The sequence below is a fragment of the Rahnella sp. P4_A8 genome, assembly GCF_056402435.1.
Window position 1 is genome coordinate 16,194 of the sequence record NZ_JBFUHK010000023.1, and the last position, 20,000, is coordinate 36,193.

The window sequence follows — 20,000 nt, forward strand, 5'->3', positions numbered from 1 at the left end:
CCGATTATTTAAAGGAATGTTCTTCACCCGGATACACGCCTTGCGCGACCTGATCAACATACAAACGCACCGCGCCACGAATATCGCCCGCTTCGCTGAGGAAGTCTTTGGCGAATTTTGGCGTATGGCCGCCGGTAATGCCGAATGCGTCGTGCATCACCAGAATCTGGCCGTCGGTCACATTGCCTGCGCCGATGCCGATAACCGGAATACTGAGTTCTTCGGTGACGCGGCGTGCCAGATCGACCGGCACACATTCCAGCACCAGCAGTTGCGCACCCGCTTCTTCGAGCATCATCGCATCTTTGATCAGCTGATTGGCGGCGACTTCATCGCGACCCTGAACTTTGTAGCCGCCGAAAATATTCACCGACTGTGGCGTCAGCCCCAGATGGCCACATACCGGCACTGCGCGTTCGGTCAGCATTCTGACCGTATCACACAGCCAGCTTCCGCCTTCGAGCTTGACCATATTGCCGCCCGCGCGCATCAGCACGGCGGCGCTTTCAAACGCCTGCTCCGGCGTGGCGTAACTCATGAACGGCAGGTCAGCGAGCAATAACGCGTGAGGTGCGCCGCGACGCACACAGCGCGTATGGTAAGCAATCTCTTCTACCGTCACTGGCAGGGTGGAATCCTGACCCTGAACGACCATGCCCAGAGAATCGCCAATCAGCATGACGCTGATCCCTTGTTCCGCAAACAGCTGCGCAAAACTGGCGTCATACGCGGTAATGGTCGCAAATTTATGTTTTTCCTGCTTCCATTGGCGAAGCTGGCTCAGCGTGGTTGGTTTCATGAACACGTTCCTTTGAATAATTCATCGGATGAATACGATGCCAGTATTCTACTGTATGAGCCGAAAGTCAGACAGCTTGTTTGATAACGGGCAGGATGATCTGTGTCTTAAGAAGTGATTAAGAAGCCTCGGCTATAATGGCAAAAACGGAGGGAACCATGCGAATTCTATTGATTGAAGACGACAAGATGATTGGCGACGGCATCAAAGCCGGGCTGGCGAAACTGGGTTTTACGCTCGACTGGTTTACCGACGGGCTGACCGGCAAGGCCGCGCTTGACAGTGCGCCGTACGATGCCGTGATCCTCGATTTAAGCCTGCCGGGTATGGATGGTATGCAGCTTTTGCGTGAATGGCGAAAGGCTGGCCGGGATACGCCAGTGCTTATCCTCACCGCGCGCGATGCGCTGGAGCAGCGCGTCGGCGGGTTGCAGGCCGGTGCCGATGATTATCTGTGTAAGCCATTCGCGCTGGTGGAAGTCGCAGCACGGTTGCAGGCGCTGATCCGCCGTCGCCACGGCGTGATAACGCCGAAGGTAACCCATGGCGCAGTGGAATTTGATCCCGCAGCCCGCAGTGTGACGCTCAACGGAGAAGCCGTGACGCTGACCCCGCGTGAAGTGACTGTGCTGGAGTTGTTTCTTCGCAACAAAGGTCGTGTGCTGGCGCGTACGCTTATTCAGGAAAAGCTCTACAGCTGGGAAGACGAGGTCAGCAGTAACGCGGTGGAAGTCCATATTCACCATCTGCGCAGCAAACTTGGCAAAGGCTTTATTCGCACCGTGCATGGCGTGGGGTACACGCTCGGGGATGAGATAAAACCGGGTGAAGGAGGGGAAGCGTGAGGCGGCTGAAGAAACTGCAAAAGCTGAACAATCTGAGTCTGCGCCTGCGCCTTATCCTGCTTTTTTCCCTGCTGGCGCTGCTGACCTGGCTGATTGCCAGCGGTGTAGCGTGGCATCAGACCCGCAAACATATCAACGAAGTTTTCGATACCCAGCAGATGCTGTTCGCCAAACGTCTGGCTGCCACCGGCTTAGGCGACCGGCTCAATCTGCAAAAAGACACTGAGCTGCCGGACACTAAAAAAATGGTCCGCAAGGGCTCACGCGGCCATACCGATGACGACGCGCTGACGTTTGCCATCTTCAATCGTCACGGGCAGATGCTGCTCAATGATGGCGAGAACGGCAAACGCATCCGTTTTGACGGTGACACGCAGGGGTTTAACGATGTCGAGCTGAGAGGGGACAGCGATGTCTGGCGTATGGTCTGGCTGACTTCGCCGGACGGACAATATCGCGTCGCGGTCGGGCAGGAACAGGATTACCGCAATGATATGGCCTGGAGCCTGGTGAGTGGCCAGCTGACGCCGTGGCTGGCTTCGTTGCCCATTTTGTTACTGGCGCTGATTGTGATGGTGACGCTTGAACTGCGGCCGCTGCGCCGCGTGGCGGAAGGTTTGCGTCAGCGCTCGCCGGAAGATGCCGCGCCCATCGAGACTCATCAGTTACCCGGTGAGGTGTTGCCGCTGGCAAATGCGCTCAATTCTCTGTTTGACCGCACGAGTGAGATGCTGGTGCGTGAACGGCGGTTTACGTCTGATGCCGCTCACGAGCTGCGCAGTCCGCTGGCGGCTTTACGTGTGCAAACCGAAGTCGTACAGCTTTCCGGCGATGACGCTGAAATGCGCGACCATGCGCTGGAAAATCTGACGATCAGTATCGATCGCGCTACGCGGCTGGTGGATCAACTGCTGACACTTTCTCGGCTGGAAAGTTTTTCCACGCCTGAAGAGCTGGAACGTATCGACTGGCCTTCGCTGGTCACTCAAAGTCTGGCGGAACAGGATTACCGCGCGCACGGCAAAGGTATCGAATTACGTTTTGAACAGCAGGGCGTTCCGCCTGAAATGCGTGGTCAGTCGCTGCTGCTTTCGCTGATGGTGCGCAATCTGCTGGATAACGCGATCCGTTATTCGCCAGCCGGAACCTGCGTGACGGTGCGACTGAAACCGTGGGGAATGACGGTTGAAGATCAGGGGCCGGGCATCAGCAATGAACATCTGGCAAGGCTCGGTGAGCGTTTTTACCGGCCACCAGGACAGGAACAAACGGGCAGCGGATTGGGGATTTCGATCGTACAAAGGATCGCGCAGTTACATCATCTGAACGTGGTTTATCAAAATAGAGCAGAAGGTGGGTTGGAAGTGCGGGTAAGTCGCTGAGCGACTTACCATTTGGTCAGACCGTTAAGCGGCACGCGGGCGAGCAGAGTTTGCAAGGTTTCGCCGTCAGGGAACACCAGTTCTGGTGCCAGATCGGCCAGCGGATACAGCATGAATTCGCGGTTTTTCATGTCGTAATGCGGCACCGTTAAACGCTCGGTGTTGATCACCTGATCGCCATAAATCAGCATATCAAGATCTAACGTCCGCGGCCCCCAGCGTTCGGCTTTGCGGACGCGTCCCTGATTTTGCTCGATCCCTTGTGTGCAATCGAGCAACTCTTCCGGCGGCAGCAGCGTATCGAGCGCCACCACAGCATTCAGATAATCAGGTTGATCCTGTGGCCCCAGCGGTTTACTGCGGTAAAACGGGGATGCGGCCACAAAGCGGGTGCGCGGCAAATGTGCCAGCGCCTCCAGCGCACAGTTTACCTGGTCAAGCGGACGGGCAAGATTACTGCCCAGAGCCAGGTAAACGCGGATCATTGACCGCCATCCTTGCGCGGCGCCCGTTTACGCGGACGGCGGGTACGTGCACGGCGTGCCGGTACAGCGTCGTCACCCAACGTACCGAGCATGCTTTTCTGCGATGCCGGTGTCGCTTCCTGGAACTCGCCCCACCACTGCGCCAGACTCTGCAATTCGCGGTGCTGTTCGACTTCAGCGCGCAGTACCAGTAAATCATACGCCGCGCGGAACTTAGGATGCTCCATCAGCTTGTGCGCACGTTTGCCCTGACGACGTGACAGGCGCAGTTGCAGCGCCCAGATATCACGTACCAGCGTGGTAATACGTTTTGGAATGGCCAGCGTACGGCATTGCTCGTCGAGCACATCGTTCATTGCCAGCGCGAAGGCGTCGTAATAGGTCAGACCGCCTTCCTGCGCCAGCTTCTGTGCATGCTCGATCACCGGATACCACAGCATAGCGGCGAACAGGAACGCCGGATTGACGCGCTGATCGTTATGCAGACGGTGGTCGGTATTTTTCAGCACCTGAATCAGAATGTGTTCCATCGGGCTGTCGCCTTGCTCAGTAAACTGGCGGGCAATCAGCGGGAACAACGGCTGGAACAGCTGGTATTCACAAAGCTTTTTATACGTCTCGTAACCGTAACCGGCCTGCAACAGCTTCAGGGATTCTTCGAACAGACGCGCTGGCGGGATTTCCTGTAACAGCGTCGCCAGACGTGGGATCGGTTCGGCCGTTTCCGGGCTGATTTTCATGTCCAGTTTGGCAGCGAAACGTACTGCGCGAAGCATACGCACCGGATCTTCACGATAACGGGTTTCAGGATCACCGATCAGACGGATGATGCCGTTTTCCAGGTCGCGCAGACCGCCGGTGTAATCACGTACGGTGAAGTCCGCGACGCCGTAATACAGGCTGTTAATGGTGAAGTCACGGCGCTGGGCGTCGTCTTCAATGGTGCCGAAAATGTTGTCGCGCAGCAGCATGCCGTTCACAGCCTGCTGGGATACGTTTTTATCTTCGGTTTCTTCGTGCTGTTCATGGTGACCGCGGAACGTCGCCACTTCGATGATTTCCGGCCCAAACATCACGTGAGCCAGACGAAAACGACGACCAACCAGACGGCAGTTACGGAACAGTTTGCGTACCTGATCCGGCGTTGCGTTGGTGGTGATGTCGAAATCTTTTGGTTTTTTATCCAGCAGCAAATCACGCACACCGCCGCCGACCAGGAAGGCTTCAAAGCCAGACTTGTTCAGGCGGTACAAGACTTTCAGGGCGTTTTCGCTGATATCACGACGAGAAATATTGTGCTCATCGCGGGGAATAATGGTCATCGCACGGGTTTCACCGGCGTAATCGAATGAGGGGCGCGGTTTCTGTACATGTTCGACAGAAGGGCGCGGAGCGCGCTGTACGTTGCGGTCGGCGCGCGGCTCGTTATTACGATCACCACGGTTATCGCTGCGTTCACCACGCGGCGGATAAGATGAAGAAGAGCGGCGGCTGTTGTTATTGCGGCGTTCGCCTCTGTTCGCGTTGTCTTCCCGACGGCCGCGATTTTCACGACGTTCAGGATTGTTTGCCTTCACATTGCCTTCGGCCACAGGAGACGGATCACGACGGGAATTCTCCTCGCGATTAGGTTCTCCATGAAGCGCGGCTTCGTCATGAACAGCCTTTTCTTCACGAACGACTTTATCTTCACGAACTAGCACCTTACGGCAAAAATTGGCTACTCGGGTAAAAATGGTACACCTCGATAGTGACTGAAAAAATTGACGTGACGCAAAAACAGCGGCTAATCATAGCTCACGACAGGCGCTTTGAGAATGCCGAAGTCACATCTGCTATGCATTAGCGCTCTGACGCGGTATCGCTGATGGTGTCCAGTGCGTTGTCGCCCAGCGTAATAATAAAGGCAAAGTGTAATCCTGCCAGTTTTCCGGCAACGTTTGCCCTAAAAATTTCAGCGCCTTAATGATAACCGGTCGCGGATCGCCTGCGGGCAGCGCCGGCGCGTGATTCTGCTTGGAAAGCTTGTTGCCTTCTTCATTCACCGCCAGTGGCAAATGCAGATATCCCGGCTGCGGATAACTCAGATGCCGGTACAGCGAAATCTGGCGCACGGTCGGTTCAATCAGATCCGCGCCGCGCACAATGTGATTCACGCCCTGAAAATGGTCATCGATCACTACTGCCAGATTATAGGCAAACAGCCCGTCGCGGCGACGGATAATAAAATCTTCTTCGGCCAGTTTAGGACTGGCCTGTAAATGCCCCTGAAAATCATCGTCAAAACCGTACACCGGCAACGTCTGATGCAGACGTATGGCCGCATTTTTCGGGCTGAGTTGCAGGCTGCGGCAGTGGCCGTCATAGGTGCCACCGATTTGCGCAATACGCTGGCGGGTACAGGTGCAGTAATAACTTTTTTGCTGCTGATACAGCCAGTCCAGCACGTCGCGGTAAGCGCCGTGACGTTTTGACTGCCAGAGTACATCGCCATCCCATTCCAGCCCGTAACGCTCCAGCGTTCTCAGGATACGGTCAGCAGAACCGGGGATTTCACGCGGCGGATCGATATCGTCAATGCGCACTAACCAGATACCGTTTTGTGAGCGGGCATGCAGATAACTGCCGAGAGCGGCGATCAGGGAACCAAAATGAAGGTCACCGGAAGGTGAGGGAGCGAAACGGCCTGTGTAGTGTTGTTCTTGCGACATACGAATGGGGACAGCGTTAAAAGGGAACGCGGTGCATGACGCACCGCGTGGAACCCGGGGACTTAGCCAGCCATCTGCTTTTCGCGGATTTCTGCCAGAGTCTTACAGTCGATACACAAATCAGCGGTAGGACGGGCTTCAAGACGGCGGATGCCAATCTCAACACCACAGGAATCGCAATAGCCGAAATCCTCGTCTTCCACTTTTTTCAGTGTTTTTTCAATCTTTTTGATCAGCTTACGTTCACGGTCACGGTTACGCAGTTCGAGGCTGAATTCTTCTTCCTGAGCGGCACGGTCTACCGGATCAGGGAAGTTTGCGGCTTCATCCTGCATGTGTGAAACGGTACGATCGACTTCATCCCTGAGCTGATTGCGCCATGCTTCAAGAATCTTTTTGAAGTGAGCCAGCTGAGCGTCGTTCATATACTCTTCGCCCGGCTTCTCTTGATACGGCTGCACCCCAGCGATAGCGAGAATGCTCAAGGACGACGTCTTACGGGTTTGGCCTTCTTGCATGATGCTTCTCCTACATAACACGCACTATGTTCATCCACTTTTCCCGTTCCGGCATAGCCGCAACGTACAGGCTTCGAACATTTCGATCCCCAACGGGGGAAAAAATCAGGCCGCTATAAATAACAGAAGGCAACGAGGTTGGCAATTATTCATCGCAGGTGCTTGACAAGCCTGTGAGGAAAAGCGTATTCGCGACCTGTTTTTTATGCCGCCGACAGGTTATTACAGGGTTATCCGAACTCTTTATGTTCACTGGCTGATATTGCCAGCAGCGGTAACCTTTTTGTGAGGCGCATACCCTCAGCAGAAAGCTCAGCACTGTAGCACATCACTTCGACACCCTTGTTTTGGACATACTTCAGTAAATCGGTATAACGCGGATCAATATGGTGTGCAGCGGATACGCTTTCAATACCTGAATGTAAAACAGCGAAGAAAAGTACCGCCCGCTGCCCCTGCTCTGCCATCGACTGTAACTCGCGTAAATGCTTCTGACCGCGCAGTGTGACTGCGTCGGGGAAGAATCCCAACCCCTCCTGCAGCAACGTGACAGACTTCACTTCAATATAGCAGTCCGGTTGATTTTCTGCCTGTAACATCAAGTCTATACGGCTGTTTTCGGCGCCGTATTTTACTTCTGTTGTTAATTTACTGTAACCGGATAATTCCGGTATTTGCTGTTCATTGATTGCCTCACGGACCAGTTGATTGGCCCGCAGCGTATTGACGCAAATCCAGTGTTTTTGTTGGGTTTCGGTCAGTTCCCAGCTGTGTGGATATTTACGTTTGAGATTGTCCGAGGTGGAATACCAGACGGTGTCGCCGGGAGTCGCGCAACCGGTCATCGCGCCGGTGTTGGCGCAGTGCAAGGTCAGTTCCGTGCCGTCCGGCGTAATCACGTCAGCGAGAAACCGTTTGTAACGTTTGATCAGCGTAGCCGATTGAAGCGCAGGCTCGAAGTGCATGAAAGTTTCCGTGTGAAATGTTCTTGTTAAAAAGAGGGCTAAAAGAGATCAGGTTGCCTGCGTATCGCCCAGCGGCCAGGTTTGCAGGCAGTGATAACGGGTGCGCCCCCGCTCAAACAGGGATTCGTACAAACTGAATTCTGTGGCGTCCAGTTGCCAGCCAGGTGTGGCCGGAGGAACCGCGACCGGACGGGTCGCATTGCGGTACAGCGACACATGCGGATGAAACGGCAGTGTACTCTGATGACAACCGTTGCGCGCAGCGTGAGATCGCAATACGGACGCCAGTTGCAACAAGGCATTGGGCGCGCGTTTTGTGCCAATCCATACCACGCCGGAGCCCGGCCAGTGGCCAATATCATCCAGTACTACGCTGAATTTCTGTCCCTGAATGCGCCCGGCGACGCGGGTCAGCGCGGCCTCTTTGAGGGCGCTGACTTCACCGAGAAACGCCAGCGTAATATGCAGATTAGCGGCTGTGACGGGGCGGCCAGTGTCCGCCGGGAAGTGGTCCGCGCGCCACTTAATCACCTGCTTTTGCATTTTTGCGGGCAGCGATAAGGCGAAAAACAGGCGGCGTTCGGCAGACATAGAGATTCCTGTGAAGACAAATCACGGCAACATGCCGGATGTGGGGCTAAATGCTACAATGCCCGCCGTTTAAAGTTAACTCTCATGGAGCATTCATTGTCTTCTTTGCCGGTCAGCGCCGTACTCGAACCGCTTTTAGCTGCACTGCAACAGGCTCAGCAGGTGCTGTTGCTTGCGCCAACCGGTGCCGGTAAATCCACCTGGCTGCCGTTGCAGTTGCTGAAACAGGCCAACCTGTCGGGTAAGATCCTGCTGCTTGAGCCGCGCCGTCTGGCGGCGAAAAATGTCGCTTTCCGTCTGGCGCAGCAACTGAATGAAACGCCGGGGCAGACAGTGGGGTATCGCATGCGTGCAGAAAGCAAAACCAGCGCGGCGACCCGTCTTGAAGTGGTGACCGAAGGCATTCTGACCCGCATGGTACAGGCTGATCCCGAACTGACCGGCGTGTCGATGGTGATCCTCGATGAATTCCATGAGCGCAGTTTGCAGGCCGATCTGGCGCTGGCATTGTTGCTCGATGTGCAGAATGCGCTGCGCGATGATTTAAAAATTCTGATTATGTCGGCCACGCTCGACAACCTGCGCCTGTCTTCTTTACTGCCTGATGCGCCGGTGATTGAATCCGCAGGCCGCAGTTTTCCGGTCGACAGGCAGTATCTTTCTCTCGCGACACACGAACGGCTGGATGAAGGCGTGGCGCGGGTAGTCAGCCGTCTGATGAGTGAAAATCACGGCTCGATGCTGCTGTTTTTACCCGGTGTGGCGGAAATCACCCGTGTACAGAATTTGCTGACCGGCAGACTGACGGACGACGTCGATCTCTGCCCGTTGTACGGTGCGCTGTCGCTGGAACAACAGCAAAAAGCCATTCAGCCCTCACCGGCCGGACGCCGCAAAGTGGTGCTGGCGACGAATATTGCTGAAACCAGTCTGACCATCGAAGGTATCCGTCTGGTGGTCGACAGTGGTCTGGAGCGCAGCGCGCAGTTTGACCCGCGCAGCGGCCTGACGCGGCTGGTAACGCAACGCATCAGCCAGGCGTCGATGACCCAACGTGCGGGCCGTGCCGGTCGTCTGGAGCCGGGCTTGTGCTGGCATCTTTTCAGCAAAGAGCAGGCGGAACGCGCCAGTGCTCAGGCGGAAGCCGAAATTCTGCAAAGTGACCTGAGCAGTTTCTGGCTCGAGTTGTTGCAGTGGGGCTGTCAGGATCCGGCGCAACTTCAGTGGCTGGATATGCCGCCCCCCGCTTCGCTGTCTGCCGCAAAAAATCTTTTACAGCAGCTTGGCGCAACCGATGCGCAGGGCAAACTCACCACTGCCGGACAACGCATGGCCCGGCTTGGCTGTGAGCCGCGGCTGGCGGCGATGCTGATTTCTGCCACAGCACAAAGTCCCGATGCGCTGGCAACGTCGGCGCTGCTGGCGGCAATGCTTGAAGAACCGCCACGCGGCGGGTTACCGGATATGGATTACTGGTTCAGCCGTCCGCAGGGAAACTGGCAGCGGCGGGCAAAACAACTGGCGCAGCGTACCGGCGCGAAAAGCGGTGAGCCTGATGCTTCGCTCGCGCCGTGGTTACTGGCGCGGGCGTTCAGCGATCGTATTGCCCAGCGTCGCGGCGAAGATGGCCGTTATCTGCTGGCGAACGGACTGGGGGCGTCCTTGCCGCAGGGTGACGGATTAACCCGCGCACCGTGGCTGGTCGCGCCGCAGTTATTACAGGGCAACAACAGCCCGGATGCCCGTATTTTGCTGGCGATCACGCTGGATATTTCGCAACTTCCGTCGCGCCTGCCGGATGTCGTCAAAGAACAGACGGCGGTAGAATGGGATGAAGAAAAAGGCACGCTGCGCGCCTGGCGCCGCTGGCAGATCGGGCGTCTGGTGCTGAAAGCCAATCCGCTGGCAAAGCCGGACGACGGAGAGCTGCAACAGGCGCTGATCGACTGGATCCGCACGCAGGGTTTGCAGGCGCTGAACTGGTCGGTCGCCGCGGAGCAATTGCGCGTGCGGCTTCTTTGCGCCGCAAAATGGTTGCCGGAAGCCGACTGGCCTTCGGTTGACGATCAGGCTTTGCTCGACGGTCTGGAACGCTGGTTACAGCCTTCTTTACAGGGTGTTCGTTCGCTGAAATCGTTGCAGCAGGTTGATTTACATGATGCCTTGCTAAGGCTGCTTGACTGGCAACAGCGTCAGCGTCTGGACAGCGCGTTGCCGACTCATTACACCGTGCCGACTGGCAGTCGTCTGCCAATCCGTTATCATGCAGACCAGCCACCGGCGCTCTCGGTGAGAATGCAGGAGATGTTCGGCGAGCAGCGTAGCCCGCAACTGGCGGAAGGGCGTGTTGCTGTGGTGCTGGAACTGCTGTCACCGGCACAGAGGCCGTTGCAGATCACCGCCGATCTGGCGGCATTCTGGCAGGGTTCTTATCGCGAAGTGCAGAAAGAAATGAAAGGGCGCTATCCGAAACATCCGTGGCCGGACAATCCGGCGCAGGCATTGCCGACGCGCCGTACCAAGAAGTCTTCAGCGCCATGATGAAATGTGCATGGAAAGAACAATTTTTCAGACATTTCTTCTGGGCGAAACATAAAGCGGGGCACAGAGTAAGCGCCTTGCGGCCTGAACTTCAGGCCAGATAGACTATCCATTTGAAATCAAAAATGAAAATGACTCAGCTAAGCAGAATCATTATGACGAACACAGCAGCACGTTGGGAGATTGACTGATGTCTGGCGATGATCGCGAGCCGATTGGCCGTAAAGGTAAACCTGCCGGGCGCAAGCCTGCGCGGGCTCGTCCCGTTCGCCGTAGCCGCCGGGATGACGACTACGAAGAATACGAAGAGGAAATCGATGACGAGTATGAGGATGATGATGACTACGAAGAAGAACGGGAGTCACGCATGAGCCGTAAAGCCCCGCCGCGTAAAGCGAACAAAGGCGGGAAGAAAAGCGCCAGGCGCCGTCTGTTCTGGTTATTAGTCAAACTGTTTGTCGTCTTCCTGATTTTGCTGGGGATTTACGCGGTTTATCTCAACAAGCAAATTCATGACCGCATCGATGGCGGCAAAGTCTGGCAGTTACCTGCGGCGGTGTATGGCCGTCAGGTCAATCTTGAGCCGGACATGCAAATCAGCAAAGCTGAAATGGTCGGATTGCTGGAAGGCACGCAGTATCGCGAAGTGACGCGCATCACCCGTCCGGGCGAGTTTACGGTTCACGCGAATTACATTGATTTGCTGCGCCGTCCGTTTGATTTTCCGGAAGGAAAAGAAGGGCAGGTCAACGCCCGCCTGATGTTTGACGGCAACAGTCTTTCCGAGATTAAAAACCTGGATAACCAGCGTGATTTCGGTCTGTTCCGCCTCGATCCGCGTCTGATCACTATGTTGCAGGCGTCTAACGCCAACGGTGAACAGCGTCTGTTCGTGCCACGTTCCGGCTTCCCTGATTTGCTGGTCGATACGCTGCTGGCCACGGAAGACCGTCATTTCTATGAGCATGACGGTATCAACTTCTATTCCATCGGTCGTGCCGTGGTGGCTAACCTCACCGCCGGTCATGCGGTGCAGGGGGGATCAACGCTGACGCAACAGTTGGTGAAAAACCTGTTCCTGACCAACGAACGTTCGCTGAGCCGTAAAGCGCGTGAAGCGGTGATGGCGATCCTGCTGGATGCAGATTACAGCAAAGACCGCATTCTTGAGCTGTATCTGAACGAAGTGTATCTCGGCCAGAGCGGTTCTGATCAAATCCGCGGTTTCCCGCTGGCAAGCCTGTATTACTTTGGCCGTCCGGTGAACGAACTGAGTCTGGATCAGCAGGCATTGCTGGTGGGTATGGTGAAAGGTGCCTCGCTGTATAACCCGTGGCGTAATCCGCAAATGGCCTTGCAGCGTCGTAATCTGGTGCTGCGTTTGCTGGTTGATCAGAAAGTTATCGATCAGGAACTGTATGACATGCTCAGCGCGCGTCCGCTGGGCGTGCAGCCGAAAGGCGGGGTGATTTCGCCGCAGCCTGCGTTTATGCAGATGGTGCGTCAGGAACTGCAGGCTAAACTGGGCGATAAAGTTCAGGATATGTCCGGGGTGAAAATCTTCACCACGCTGGATCCGATTTCTCAGGATGCGGCGGAAAAAGCGGTCGAGGAAGGCATTCCGTTACTGCGCAAGAAAAGCGGTTTGAATGATATCGAGACGGCGATGGTGGTGGTTGACCGTTATACCGGTGAAGTGCGGGCGATGGTCGGCGGCGCGGAAACGCAGTTCGCGGGCTTCAACCGTGCGATGCAGGCGCGACGTCAGGTCGGCTCGCTGGCGAAACCGGCGACCTATCTGACCGCGTTGTCTCAGCCGGATAAATACCGGCTCAATACCATCCTTGCCGATCAGCCGCTGACGTTGAAACTGGCAAATGGTCAGACATGGTCGCCGAAAAACGATGACCATCAGTTCCGCGGTCAGGTTCTGTTGGTGGATGCCCTGGCGCGCTCGATGAACGTCCCGACAGTCAATCTGGGGATGGCCGTTGGTCTCGACAACATCACCAAAACGCTGATTGATCTGGGGATCCCTAAAGAGTCGCTGAACCAGACGCCATCAATGTTGCTGGGTGCGATTGCGTTAACGCCAATGGAAGTTGCGCAGGAATACCAGACCATTGCCAGTGGCGGCAACAAAGCGCCACTGTCAGCGGTACGCTCAGTGATTGCGGAAGACGGCACCGTGCTCTATCAGAGCTTCCCGCAGGCTGTGCGCGTGATCCCTTCTCAGGCAGCGTATCTGACGTTGTATGCCATGCAGCAGGTAGTGCAGGAAGGGACCTCGCGCGCACTGGCGAACAAGTTCCCGAAACTGCATCTGGCGGCGAAAACCGGTACGTCGAACGAACTGCGTGACAGCTGGTTTGCCGGTATCGATGGCAATCAGGTAGCGATCACCTGGGTAGGCCGCGACAACAACGGCCCGTCCAAACTGTGGGGTTCTACCGGTGCGCTGGTGCTTTACGGACGGTATCTGGAAAACGGCACACCTCAGCCCCTGGATCTGCAAATGCCGGAAGGCATCAGTACGATGAATATTGATGGCAGCGGTAACTTTGTCTGTGGCAACAGCGGCGGCTTGCTGGGCGGCAGTGGCGCGGTGCGTTCAATCCCGGTCTGGACTGATTCACCGGACGCCATGTGTCAGGCTTCTGTGAGCGCTGTTCAGCAACAGCAACAACAGATCCAGCAGCAACAGCAACAGCAACAACAACAGCAGCAATCCGGACAGCAGCAACAGCCACAATCTCAGGATGAGAAGAAAGACAGCAACGGCGTGGCGGGCTGGATCAAGGATATGTTTGGCTCAGGCAACTGATAATTAATTGATTTCGTAAAGCTAAAAAGGGCGCAATGAAAATTGCGCCCTTTTTTATTTGTCATTCTTAATCCAAATTTACCTACCCCATTTCACATTTCCAGCAAGCAAGTCACATTCATCCCCGTTTAATTTATAAGCGTTTTTACCCACGTTTAACATGAGGATACTTTTTATTCATTCGGAAAAGCCATGCATTAAATAGGCTTGCAGCCGCGTAAGCATTGAGCATAATATGCAACGTTCATAATAATAATTATCGTTTACATTCCCATTACTCTTCCAGAGATTATGCAATGGCTTCTCAATGCTCGCTTTCAACTTCAGTCCAAAAAGGTGCATTTAAGCGCCGGACGTTAGCTTTAACCCTCGCCGCTGCGCTGGGCTCTGCCGCGTTTTATGCGAGTGCAGCCACCAAAGCCCCGGCAAAAGAAGACACTATAAACGTGACCAGCTCGGCAATGGCCGAAGCGGCACCCGAATCTGCGTGGGGGCCGGCGGCCACTATCGCGGCAAAACACAGCGCGACCGGCACAAAAACCGACACGCCACTGGTGAAAACGCCACAATCTATTTCCGTGGTGACCCGTGAAGAAATGGACATGAAACAGCCTGCTTCAGTAAAAGAAGCCTTAGGCTACACGCCGGGCGTTTTCGCCAGCCGTGGCAGTTCCTCCACCTATGATGCGATCGCTATCCGCGGTTTCACATCGGTGAACACCAACCAGTATCTCGATGGCATCAAACTTCAGGGTGACAACTATTCTGAAGTGTCGATGGATCCGTACATGCTCGAGCGTGTTGAAGTGCTGCGCGGGCCGTCTTCCGTTCTGTACGGTAAGAGTAATCCGGGCGGTGTAGTCAGCATGGTCAGTAAACGCCCGACCACTGAACCGCTGAAAGAAGTGCAGTTCAAAATGGGTACAGACAACCTGTACCAGACCGGCTTTGATTTCAGCGACGCCATCGACGACGCGGGCGTGTATTCCTACCGTCTGACCGGCGTGGCGCACAGCCAGGATACTCAGCAGGAGATGGCGAAAGAGAAACGCTACGGTATCGCGCCGTCTTTCACCTGGCGTCCTGATGATAAAACCAGCTTCACTTTCCTGAGCAACTTCCAGAACGATCCGGATGCCGGTTTCTACGGCTGGTTACCGCGTCAGGGCACCGTGGTGCCGTATTACGACGCCAACGGAAAAGCACACAAGTTGCCGACCGACTTCAACGAAGGCGAAGAAAGCAACAAGATGTCCCGCAACCAGAAAATGGTCGGTTACAGCTTCGAACACGGCTTTAACGACACCTGGACCGTGCGTCAGAACCTGCGTTACACCAAACTCGATACCCAATACAAAGGCGTTTACGGCACCGGTTATGTCGGGAATGGCGTGATGAGCCGCGCGTACGTTCAGTCAAAAGAGAAACTGGCTAACTTCGATGTGGATACCCAGGCGCAGGCTAAATTTGCCACCGCAGATGTCGATCACACCTTGCTGATGGGTGTGGATTACATGCGTATGCGTAACGACATTGATGCCGATTATGGTTCCGCCAGTAATCTGAACATGAGCAACCCGCAGTACGGCAACAGTAATGTGTCCTTGTACTTCCCGTATGAAGTTCTCAACCGTCAGGAGCAAACCGGTCTGTACGCACAGGATCAGGCGGAATGGAACAAGTGGATCCTGACCGTTGGCGGTCGTTACGATTTCGCAAAAAGCTCGACGTTTACCCGTTCAAGCAACAGCGCTACGCAAATTAATGACCAACAGTTTACCTGGCGCGGCGGTCTGAATTATCTGTTTGATAACGGCATCTCCCCGTACTTCAGCTACAGCGAATCCTTTGAACCGACAGCGGGTTCTAACAAGGATGGGAAGCCGTTTGATCCATCAATCGGTAAACAGTACGAAGCGGGTGTGAAATACATTCCGAACGATCGTCCGATCAGTCTGACGGCGGCCGTATATCAGCTGACGAAAACCAAAAACCTGACCAACGATCCTACCGATCAGACGAATACCTTCAGCGTTCAGTCAGGTGAAATTCGTTCCCGTGGTCTGGAACTGGAAGCGAAAGCCGCACTCAACGCCAACATCAACATGACGGCGTCTTACACCTATACCGATGCGAAGTACACGCACGACCTTGCTTATGAAGGCAAGCGTCCTGCTGAAGTGCCTGCGAACATGGCATCACTGTGGGCGGATTACACCTTCCACGAAACTGCACTGAGCGGTCTGACTGTGGGTTCCGGCGTTCGTTACTTCGGTTCAACCTCCAGCTTCTACACGACGGGCGATAAGACTAACGAAGCCTTTAATGTTGCCGGTTACACACTGGTTGATGCGACGATCAAATACGATCTCGCACGCTTTGGTCTGCCGGGCTCTTCCGTTGGCGTGAACGTCAATAACCTGCTGGATCGCGAGTATGTGGCAAGCTGCTACCGCGATTACGCCTGTTACTGGGGCGCGGAGCGTCAGGTGGTTGCCACCGCAACCTTCCGTTTTTAAGAGTCTTCGAATAGTCAGTATGTAAGCACTAAAATCCGGGCACGCAGGTCGTGCCCGTTTCCTGTTCTCAACCCGATGTCGACGTAGAAAATCTTATGCCTGATAACAACGTACATCCGTCTTCCCCGCTGCCAGACAGCGTCTTCCGCCTGCAGGACGTGAGTTTCAGCGTCCCGGGACGCACGCTTCTCGCGCCATTATCCCTGACCTTTGCGCAGGGGAAAGTGTGTGGCCTGATTGGTCACAACGGGTCAGGAAAGTCGACGTTATTAAAAATGCTCGGGCGGCATCAGTCTGCGACATCTGGAACGATTTACCTCAATGACACGCCGCTGGCGCAGTGGGACAGCAAAGCTTTTGCGCGTCAGGTTGCCTATTTGCCGCAGCAACTCCCCGCCGCAGAAGGCATGACCGTGCAGGAACTGGTGGCGATTGGCCGCTATCCGTGGCACGGCGCACTGGGTCGTTTCAAACATCAGGATAAAGAAAAGGTCGAAGAAGCCATTGCGCTGGTCGGCCTCAAACCGTTCGCCCGGCGTCTGGTGGACAGCCTCTCCGGCGGCGAACGTCAGCGTGCCTGGCTGGCGATGATGGTGGCGCAGGACAGCCGTTGCCTGCTGCTCGATGAACCGACCTCTGCGCTGGATATCGCCCATCAGAAAGATGTGCTGGCCTTGATCCAGCGTCTGAGCCGTGAGAAGGGCTTAACCGTGATCGCCGTGCTGCATGATCTGAACATGGCTGCCCGCTATTGCGATCAACTGATGGCGCTGCGCGGTGGTGAAATGATTGCCCAGGGCGCGCCGGAAGAGATGATGCGCGGCGATGTACTGGAACAGATTTATGGCATTCCGATGGGTATTCTGCCGCATCCTGCGGGTGGCGCGCCGGTGAGCTTCGTATACTGATATGTCTGATATTTCAAATTTTTCCGGAATCACCCGTCGTCGTCTGTTGCAGATGATGGCGCTTTCTCCGTTGCTGACCTCGGTGCCTGCGCTGTCGGCATCGCGTCCCGATCTCAGCCGCATTATTGCTCTCGAATGGTTACCGGCTGAACTGCTGATCGCACTCGGCGTGATGCCGCTGGCGATTGCCGATATCCGTAATTACAACACCTGGGTGGTTGAACCACCGCTGGCACCGGGCGTGATTGATGTCGGTCAGCGTACCGAACCCAATATGGAACTTATCCAGCAGCTAAAACCTTCGCTGCTGCTGATCACCGCCGGTTATGGTCCGACGACCAGTCAGCTCGAATCCATCGCGCCGGTTCTGGGTGTCAAAGCCAATGACGGTTCGGCAAAACCGCTCAATCTGGCCATCAGTTCCCTGCATAAACTGGCGGATCGTCTCGGTTTACAGGATCGCGCCGAAACGCATTTGCAGCTGTACCGTGACACGCTGTTGCAAACCCGCGAACAACTGAAGCCGGTCGCGCAGCAGCCGCTGCTGTTAATCACCTTTATTGATACGCGCCACGTTCTGGTGTTTGGCATGGGCAGCATGTTCCATGAAGTGATGGGTGAGCTCGGGCTGACCAACGCCTGGGCCGGGGAAGGCAGTTTCTGGGGCAGCGTATCGGTCGGCGTCGAGCGCCTGACCCGTATTAAAAACGCCCGCGTGTTGTGTTTCGAACACGACAACGCCGACATGATGGAGGCAGTAGCAAAAACGCCGCTGTGGAAATCCATGCCGTTTGTGCGCGCGAACCAGTTCAGCATCGTGCCCGCCGTCTGGTATTACGGTGCAACCTTCAGCGCGATGAATTTCTGCAAAATTCTCACCAGCACTCTGGGGAAACCGGTATGAACCGCCGTTCATTCAGCGTTTCGCTGACTCTCCTGATTCTGCTGGCGCTGGCCGCCGGTGCGCTCAGTCTCTACAACCTGAATCAGCAACTGCCTTATGCGCAGTGGCGCGGGGCGTTGTGGCAGCCTGATATCGATAATGTCCAGCAGATGCTTTTCCATTACAGCCTGCTGCCGCGCGTCGCTGTGGCCTTGCTGGCCGGTGCCGGGCTGGGGCTGGTTGGTTTGCTGTTCCAGCAGGTATTACGTAATCCGCTGGCAGAGCCCGCGACGCTGGGTGTTTCGGCAGGCGCGCAGCTCGGCCTGACGGTCGCCACGTTGTGGGCACTGCCGGGCGGGATGATCACCCAGCAGTTTGCCGCCATGGCTGGCGCGGTGGTGATTGGTGCACTGGTGTTCGGCATCGCCTGGGGCAAACGCATGTCACCGGTCACGCTGATCCTCGCCGGTCTGGTGCTGGGCTTGTATTGCGGAGCGGTGAATGGCCTGATTGGCATCTTCAACTACCAGAACCTGCAAAGTCTGTACATGTGGAGCAGCGGGGCGCTGAACCAGCAGGACTGGGATATCGCGAACTTCCTGCTGCCGCGGGTGATTATCGTCTGGCTGCTGGCGTTTCTGTTGCAGCGTCCGATGACGCTCCTGGGGCTGGATGATGGCGTCGCCAAAAATCTTGGCCTCGGCCTGTCAGCGGCGCGTCTTGCTGTGCTGACGCTGGCGATTTTAATGAGTGCGCAACTGGTCAATGCGGTCGGGATCATCGGTTTTATCGGCCTGTTTGCACCGCTTCTGGCGAAAATGCTCGGTGCACGTCGTCTGGCTGCACGGCTGATCATTGCGCCGGTTATCGGTGCGCTGCTGCTTTGGCTTACCGATCAGGTGATGCAAACCATTACCACATTTTGGATGGAGATTCCGACCGGTGCCGCGACAGCGCTGGTGGGCGCGCCGCTGCTGTTATGGCTGCTGCCGCGTTTGCGCAATAACATGACACCGCCGCCAATGGATCAGGGCGATCACGTACCGGTTGAACGTCAGCATCTGGTGCGCTGGATGTCACTGGCGCTCGCCGTGCTGTTACTCGGGTTGATGGTTGCACTGATGGCCGGACGCAACGCCACTGGCTGGAGCTGGTCCACCGGTGCAGATTTACAGGCGCTGCTGCCGTGGCGTTTGCCACGCGTGATGGCGGCGCTGGCTGCGGGTATTATGCTGGCGTCATCCGGTGTGCTGATCCAAAAACTGACCGGTAATGCGATGGCCAGCCCGGAAGTGCTGGGGATCAGTTCCGGTGCGGCGACCGGCGTGGTGGTGATGATGTTTATCGTCCCGGGCGATGCCTTTGTCTGGCTGCTGCCTGCGGGCAGTGCGGGTGCGGCGCTGACGTTGCTGGTGATTATGGTGGCCTCGGGGCTGCGAAGTTTTTCGGCCGAACGTATGTTACTGACCGGTATCGCGCTCAGTACCGCTTTCACCACGCTGATGACGCTGCTGCTGGCGAGCGGCGATCCGCGAATGGGTGGCCTGCTGACCTGGCTTTCAGGTTCAACCTATTCCGTATCCGCTGAAGCCGCCTGGCGAACGCTGATTCTGGCCGGGGTGCTGATGGTTCTTGTGCCATTCTGCCGCCGCTGGATAAATATTTTACCGCTGGGGAGCGTGACCGCAAAATCAGTCGGACTGGCGCTGACGCCCACCCGTCTGGCGATTTTACTGCTGGCGGCGGTGATGACAGCGGCGGCAACGCTGACTGTCGGGCCGCTGAGTTTTGTCGGGCTGATGGCACCCCATATGGCGCGCATGATGGGCTTTCGCCGGGCGGTTCCGCAGTGGATGGTCGCCAGTATTCTCGGCGGGTTGCTGATGGTCTTTGCGGACTGGTGCGGACGGATGATCATTTTCCCGGATCAGATCCCGGCTGGTCTGCTCGCCACCTTTATCGGTGCGCCGTACTTTATTTATCTGCTGAGAAAGCAGGCGGGATAGAGAATTTCAGCCAATAGAAAATA

The 20,000-nt window shown here is 55.9% G+C and carries 15 protein-coding genes; 8 read left to right on the forward strand and 7 right to left on the reverse strand.

The window, feature by feature from the left end:
- Positions 1-4: 4 nt before the first annotated feature.
- A complete protein-coding gene (gene panB, locus AC1DUO_RS13500) occupies positions 5-799 on the reverse strand; it encodes a 3-methyl-2-oxobutanoate hydroxymethyltransferase (protein WP_013576949.1) in 795 nt (264 codons plus the stop codon).
- Positions 800-957: 158 nt separating this feature from the next.
- Between panB and qseB the strand changes: the two genes are divergently transcribed.
- Both qseB and qseC read left to right on the forward strand, forming a co-directional pair.
- Positions 958-1,644: a quorum sensing response regulator transcription factor QseB gene (gene qseB, locus AC1DUO_RS13505; protein ID WP_013576948.1), complete on the forward strand. Its 687-nt coding sequence runs from the start codon at positions 958-960 to the stop codon at positions 1,642-1,644.
- A gap of 23 nt (positions 1,645-1,667) precedes the next feature.
- Positions 1,668-3,026: a quorum sensing histidine kinase QseC gene (qseC, locus tag AC1DUO_RS13510; protein ID WP_173362117.1), complete on the forward strand. Its 1,359-nt coding sequence runs from the start codon at positions 1,668-1,670 to the stop codon at positions 3,024-3,026.
- A gap of 5 nt (positions 3,027-3,031) precedes the next feature.
- On the opposite strand, the gene folK is transcribed toward qseC, so the two are convergent.
- From folK to thpR, 6 genes are all read right to left on the reverse strand, one after another.
- On the reverse strand, positions 3,032-3,511 hold the full coding sequence (gene folK, locus AC1DUO_RS13515) for a 2-amino-4-hydroxy-6-hydroxymethyldihydropteridine diphosphokinase (protein ID WP_013576946.1): 480 nt from the start codon (positions 3,509-3,511) through the stop codon (positions 3,032-3,034).
- Complete coding sequence (gene pcnB, locus AC1DUO_RS13520) at positions 3,508-4,833, reverse strand: polynucleotide adenylyltransferase PcnB (RefSeq protein ID WP_037033568.1); 1,326 nt, start codon at positions 4,831-4,833, stop codon at positions 3,508-3,510. Before pcnB ends, folK begins: the two co-directional genes overlap by 4 nt.
- A gap of 513 nt (positions 4,834-5,346) precedes the next feature.
- Positions 5,347-6,222, reverse strand: a complete 876-nt coding sequence (gene gluQRS / locus AC1DUO_RS13525; RefSeq protein ID WP_119262088.1) for a tRNA glutamyl-Q(34) synthetase GluQRS — start codon at positions 6,220-6,222, stop codon at positions 5,347-5,349.
- A 62-nt stretch (positions 6,223-6,284) separates the two neighbouring features.
- On the reverse strand, positions 6,285-6,740 hold the full coding sequence (dksA, locus tag AC1DUO_RS13530; protein ID WP_013576943.1) for an RNA polymerase-binding protein DksA: 456 nt from the start codon (positions 6,738-6,740) through the stop codon (positions 6,285-6,287).
- Between the two features lie 230 nt (positions 6,741-6,970).
- Positions 6,971-7,705, reverse strand: a complete 735-nt coding sequence (sfsA, locus tag AC1DUO_RS13535; protein ID WP_013576942.1) for a DNA/RNA nuclease SfsA — start codon at positions 7,703-7,705, stop codon at positions 6,971-6,973.
- Positions 7,706-7,753: 48 nt separating this feature from the next.
- Complete coding sequence (gene thpR, locus AC1DUO_RS13540) at positions 7,754-8,296, reverse strand: RNA 2',3'-cyclic phosphodiesterase (RefSeq protein ID WP_112150941.1); 543 nt, start codon at positions 8,294-8,296, stop codon at positions 7,754-7,756.
- 96 nt (positions 8,297-8,392) lie between these two features.
- On the opposite strand from thpR, the gene hrpB reads away from it, so the two are divergent.
- From hrpB to fhuB, 6 genes are all read left to right on the forward strand, one after another.
- A complete protein-coding gene (gene hrpB / locus AC1DUO_RS13545) occupies positions 8,393-10,837 on the forward strand; it encodes an ATP-dependent helicase HrpB (RefSeq protein WP_119262087.1) in 2,445 nt (814 codons plus the stop codon).
- A 190-nt stretch (positions 10,838-11,027) separates the two neighbouring features.
- Positions 11,028-13,661 carry a bifunctional glycosyl transferase/transpeptidase gene (gene mrcB, locus AC1DUO_RS13550; RefSeq protein WP_112197469.1) on the forward strand — a complete coding sequence of 878 codons (2,634 nt, stop codon included), beginning with the start codon at positions 11,028-11,030 and terminating at the stop codon, positions 13,659-13,661.
- Positions 13,662-13,957: 296 nt separating this feature from the next.
- A complete protein-coding gene (gene fhuA, locus AC1DUO_RS13555; protein WP_121019719.1) occupies positions 13,958-16,180 on the forward strand; it encodes a ferrichrome porin FhuA in 2,223 nt (740 codons plus the stop codon).
- A gap of 95 nt (positions 16,181-16,275) precedes the next feature.
- Entirely contained in the window at positions 16,276-17,088 is an 813-nt protein-coding gene (fhuC, locus tag AC1DUO_RS13560; protein WP_119262085.1) for a Fe3+-hydroxamate ABC transporter ATP-binding protein FhuC, read from the forward strand.
- A gap of 1 nt (position 17,089) precedes the next feature.
- Positions 17,090-17,992, forward strand: a complete 903-nt coding sequence (fhuD, locus tag AC1DUO_RS13565; protein WP_013576936.1) for a Fe(3+)-hydroxamate ABC transporter substrate-binding protein FhuD — start codon at positions 17,090-17,092, stop codon at positions 17,990-17,992.
- Positions 17,989-19,977 (forward strand): Fe(3+)-hydroxamate ABC transporter permease FhuB, encoded by a 1,989-nt coding sequence (gene fhuB / locus AC1DUO_RS13570; RefSeq protein WP_126124281.1) that lies wholly within the window; start codon positions 17,989-17,991, stop codon positions 19,975-19,977. Before fhuD ends, fhuB begins: the two co-directional genes overlap by 4 nt.
- The last annotated feature ends 23 nt before the right edge of the window (positions 19,978-20,000 follow it).

What these genes read in the sequence shown, in the direction of transcription:
- folK (WP_013576946.1), bottom strand. Translation starts at nt 3,511, where the DNA reads ATGATCCGCGTTTACCTGGCTCTGGGCAGTAATCTTGCCCGTCCGCTT.
- gluQRS (WP_119262088.1), bottom strand. Translation starts at nt 6,222, where the DNA reads ATGTCGCAAGAACAACACTACACAGGCCGTTTCGCTCCCTCACCTTCC.
- pcnB (WP_037033568.1), bottom strand. Translation starts at nt 4,833, where the DNA reads ATGACCATTATTCCCCGCGATGAGCACAATATTTCTCGTCGTGATATC.
- dksA (WP_013576943.1), bottom strand. Translation starts at nt 6,740, where the DNA reads ATGCAAGAAGGCCAAACCCGTAAGACGTCGTCCTTGAGCATTCTCGCT.
- sfsA (WP_013576942.1), bottom strand. Translation starts at nt 7,705, where the DNA reads ATGCACTTCGAGCCTGCGCTTCAATCGGCTACGCTGATCAAACGTTAC.
- qseB (WP_013576948.1), top strand. Translation starts at nt 958, where the DNA reads ATGCGAATTCTATTGATTGAAGACGACAAGATGATTGGCGACGGCATC.
- fhuB (WP_126124281.1), top strand. Translation starts at nt 17,989, where the DNA reads ATGAACCGCCGTTCATTCAGCGTTTCGCTGACTCTCCTGATTCTGCTG.
- fhuA (WP_121019719.1), top strand. Translation starts at nt 13,958, where the DNA reads ATGGCTTCTCAATGCTCGCTTTCAACTTCAGTCCAAAAAGGTGCATTT.
- panB (WP_013576949.1), bottom strand. Translation starts at nt 799, where the DNA reads ATGAAACCAACCACGCTGAGCCAGCTTCGCCAATGGAAGCAGGAAAAA.
- fhuC (WP_119262085.1), top strand. Translation starts at nt 16,276, where the DNA reads ATGCCTGATAACAACGTACATCCGTCTTCCCCGCTGCCAGACAGCGTC.
- mrcB (WP_112197469.1), top strand. Translation starts at nt 11,028, where the DNA reads ATGTCTGGCGATGATCGCGAGCCGATTGGCCGTAAAGGTAAACCTGCC.
- fhuD (WP_013576936.1), top strand. Translation starts at nt 17,090, where the DNA reads ATGTCTGATATTTCAAATTTTTCCGGAATCACCCGTCGTCGTCTGTTG.
- thpR (WP_112150941.1), bottom strand. Translation starts at nt 8,296, where the DNA reads ATGTCTGCCGAACGCCGCCTGTTTTTCGCCTTATCGCTGCCCGCAAAA.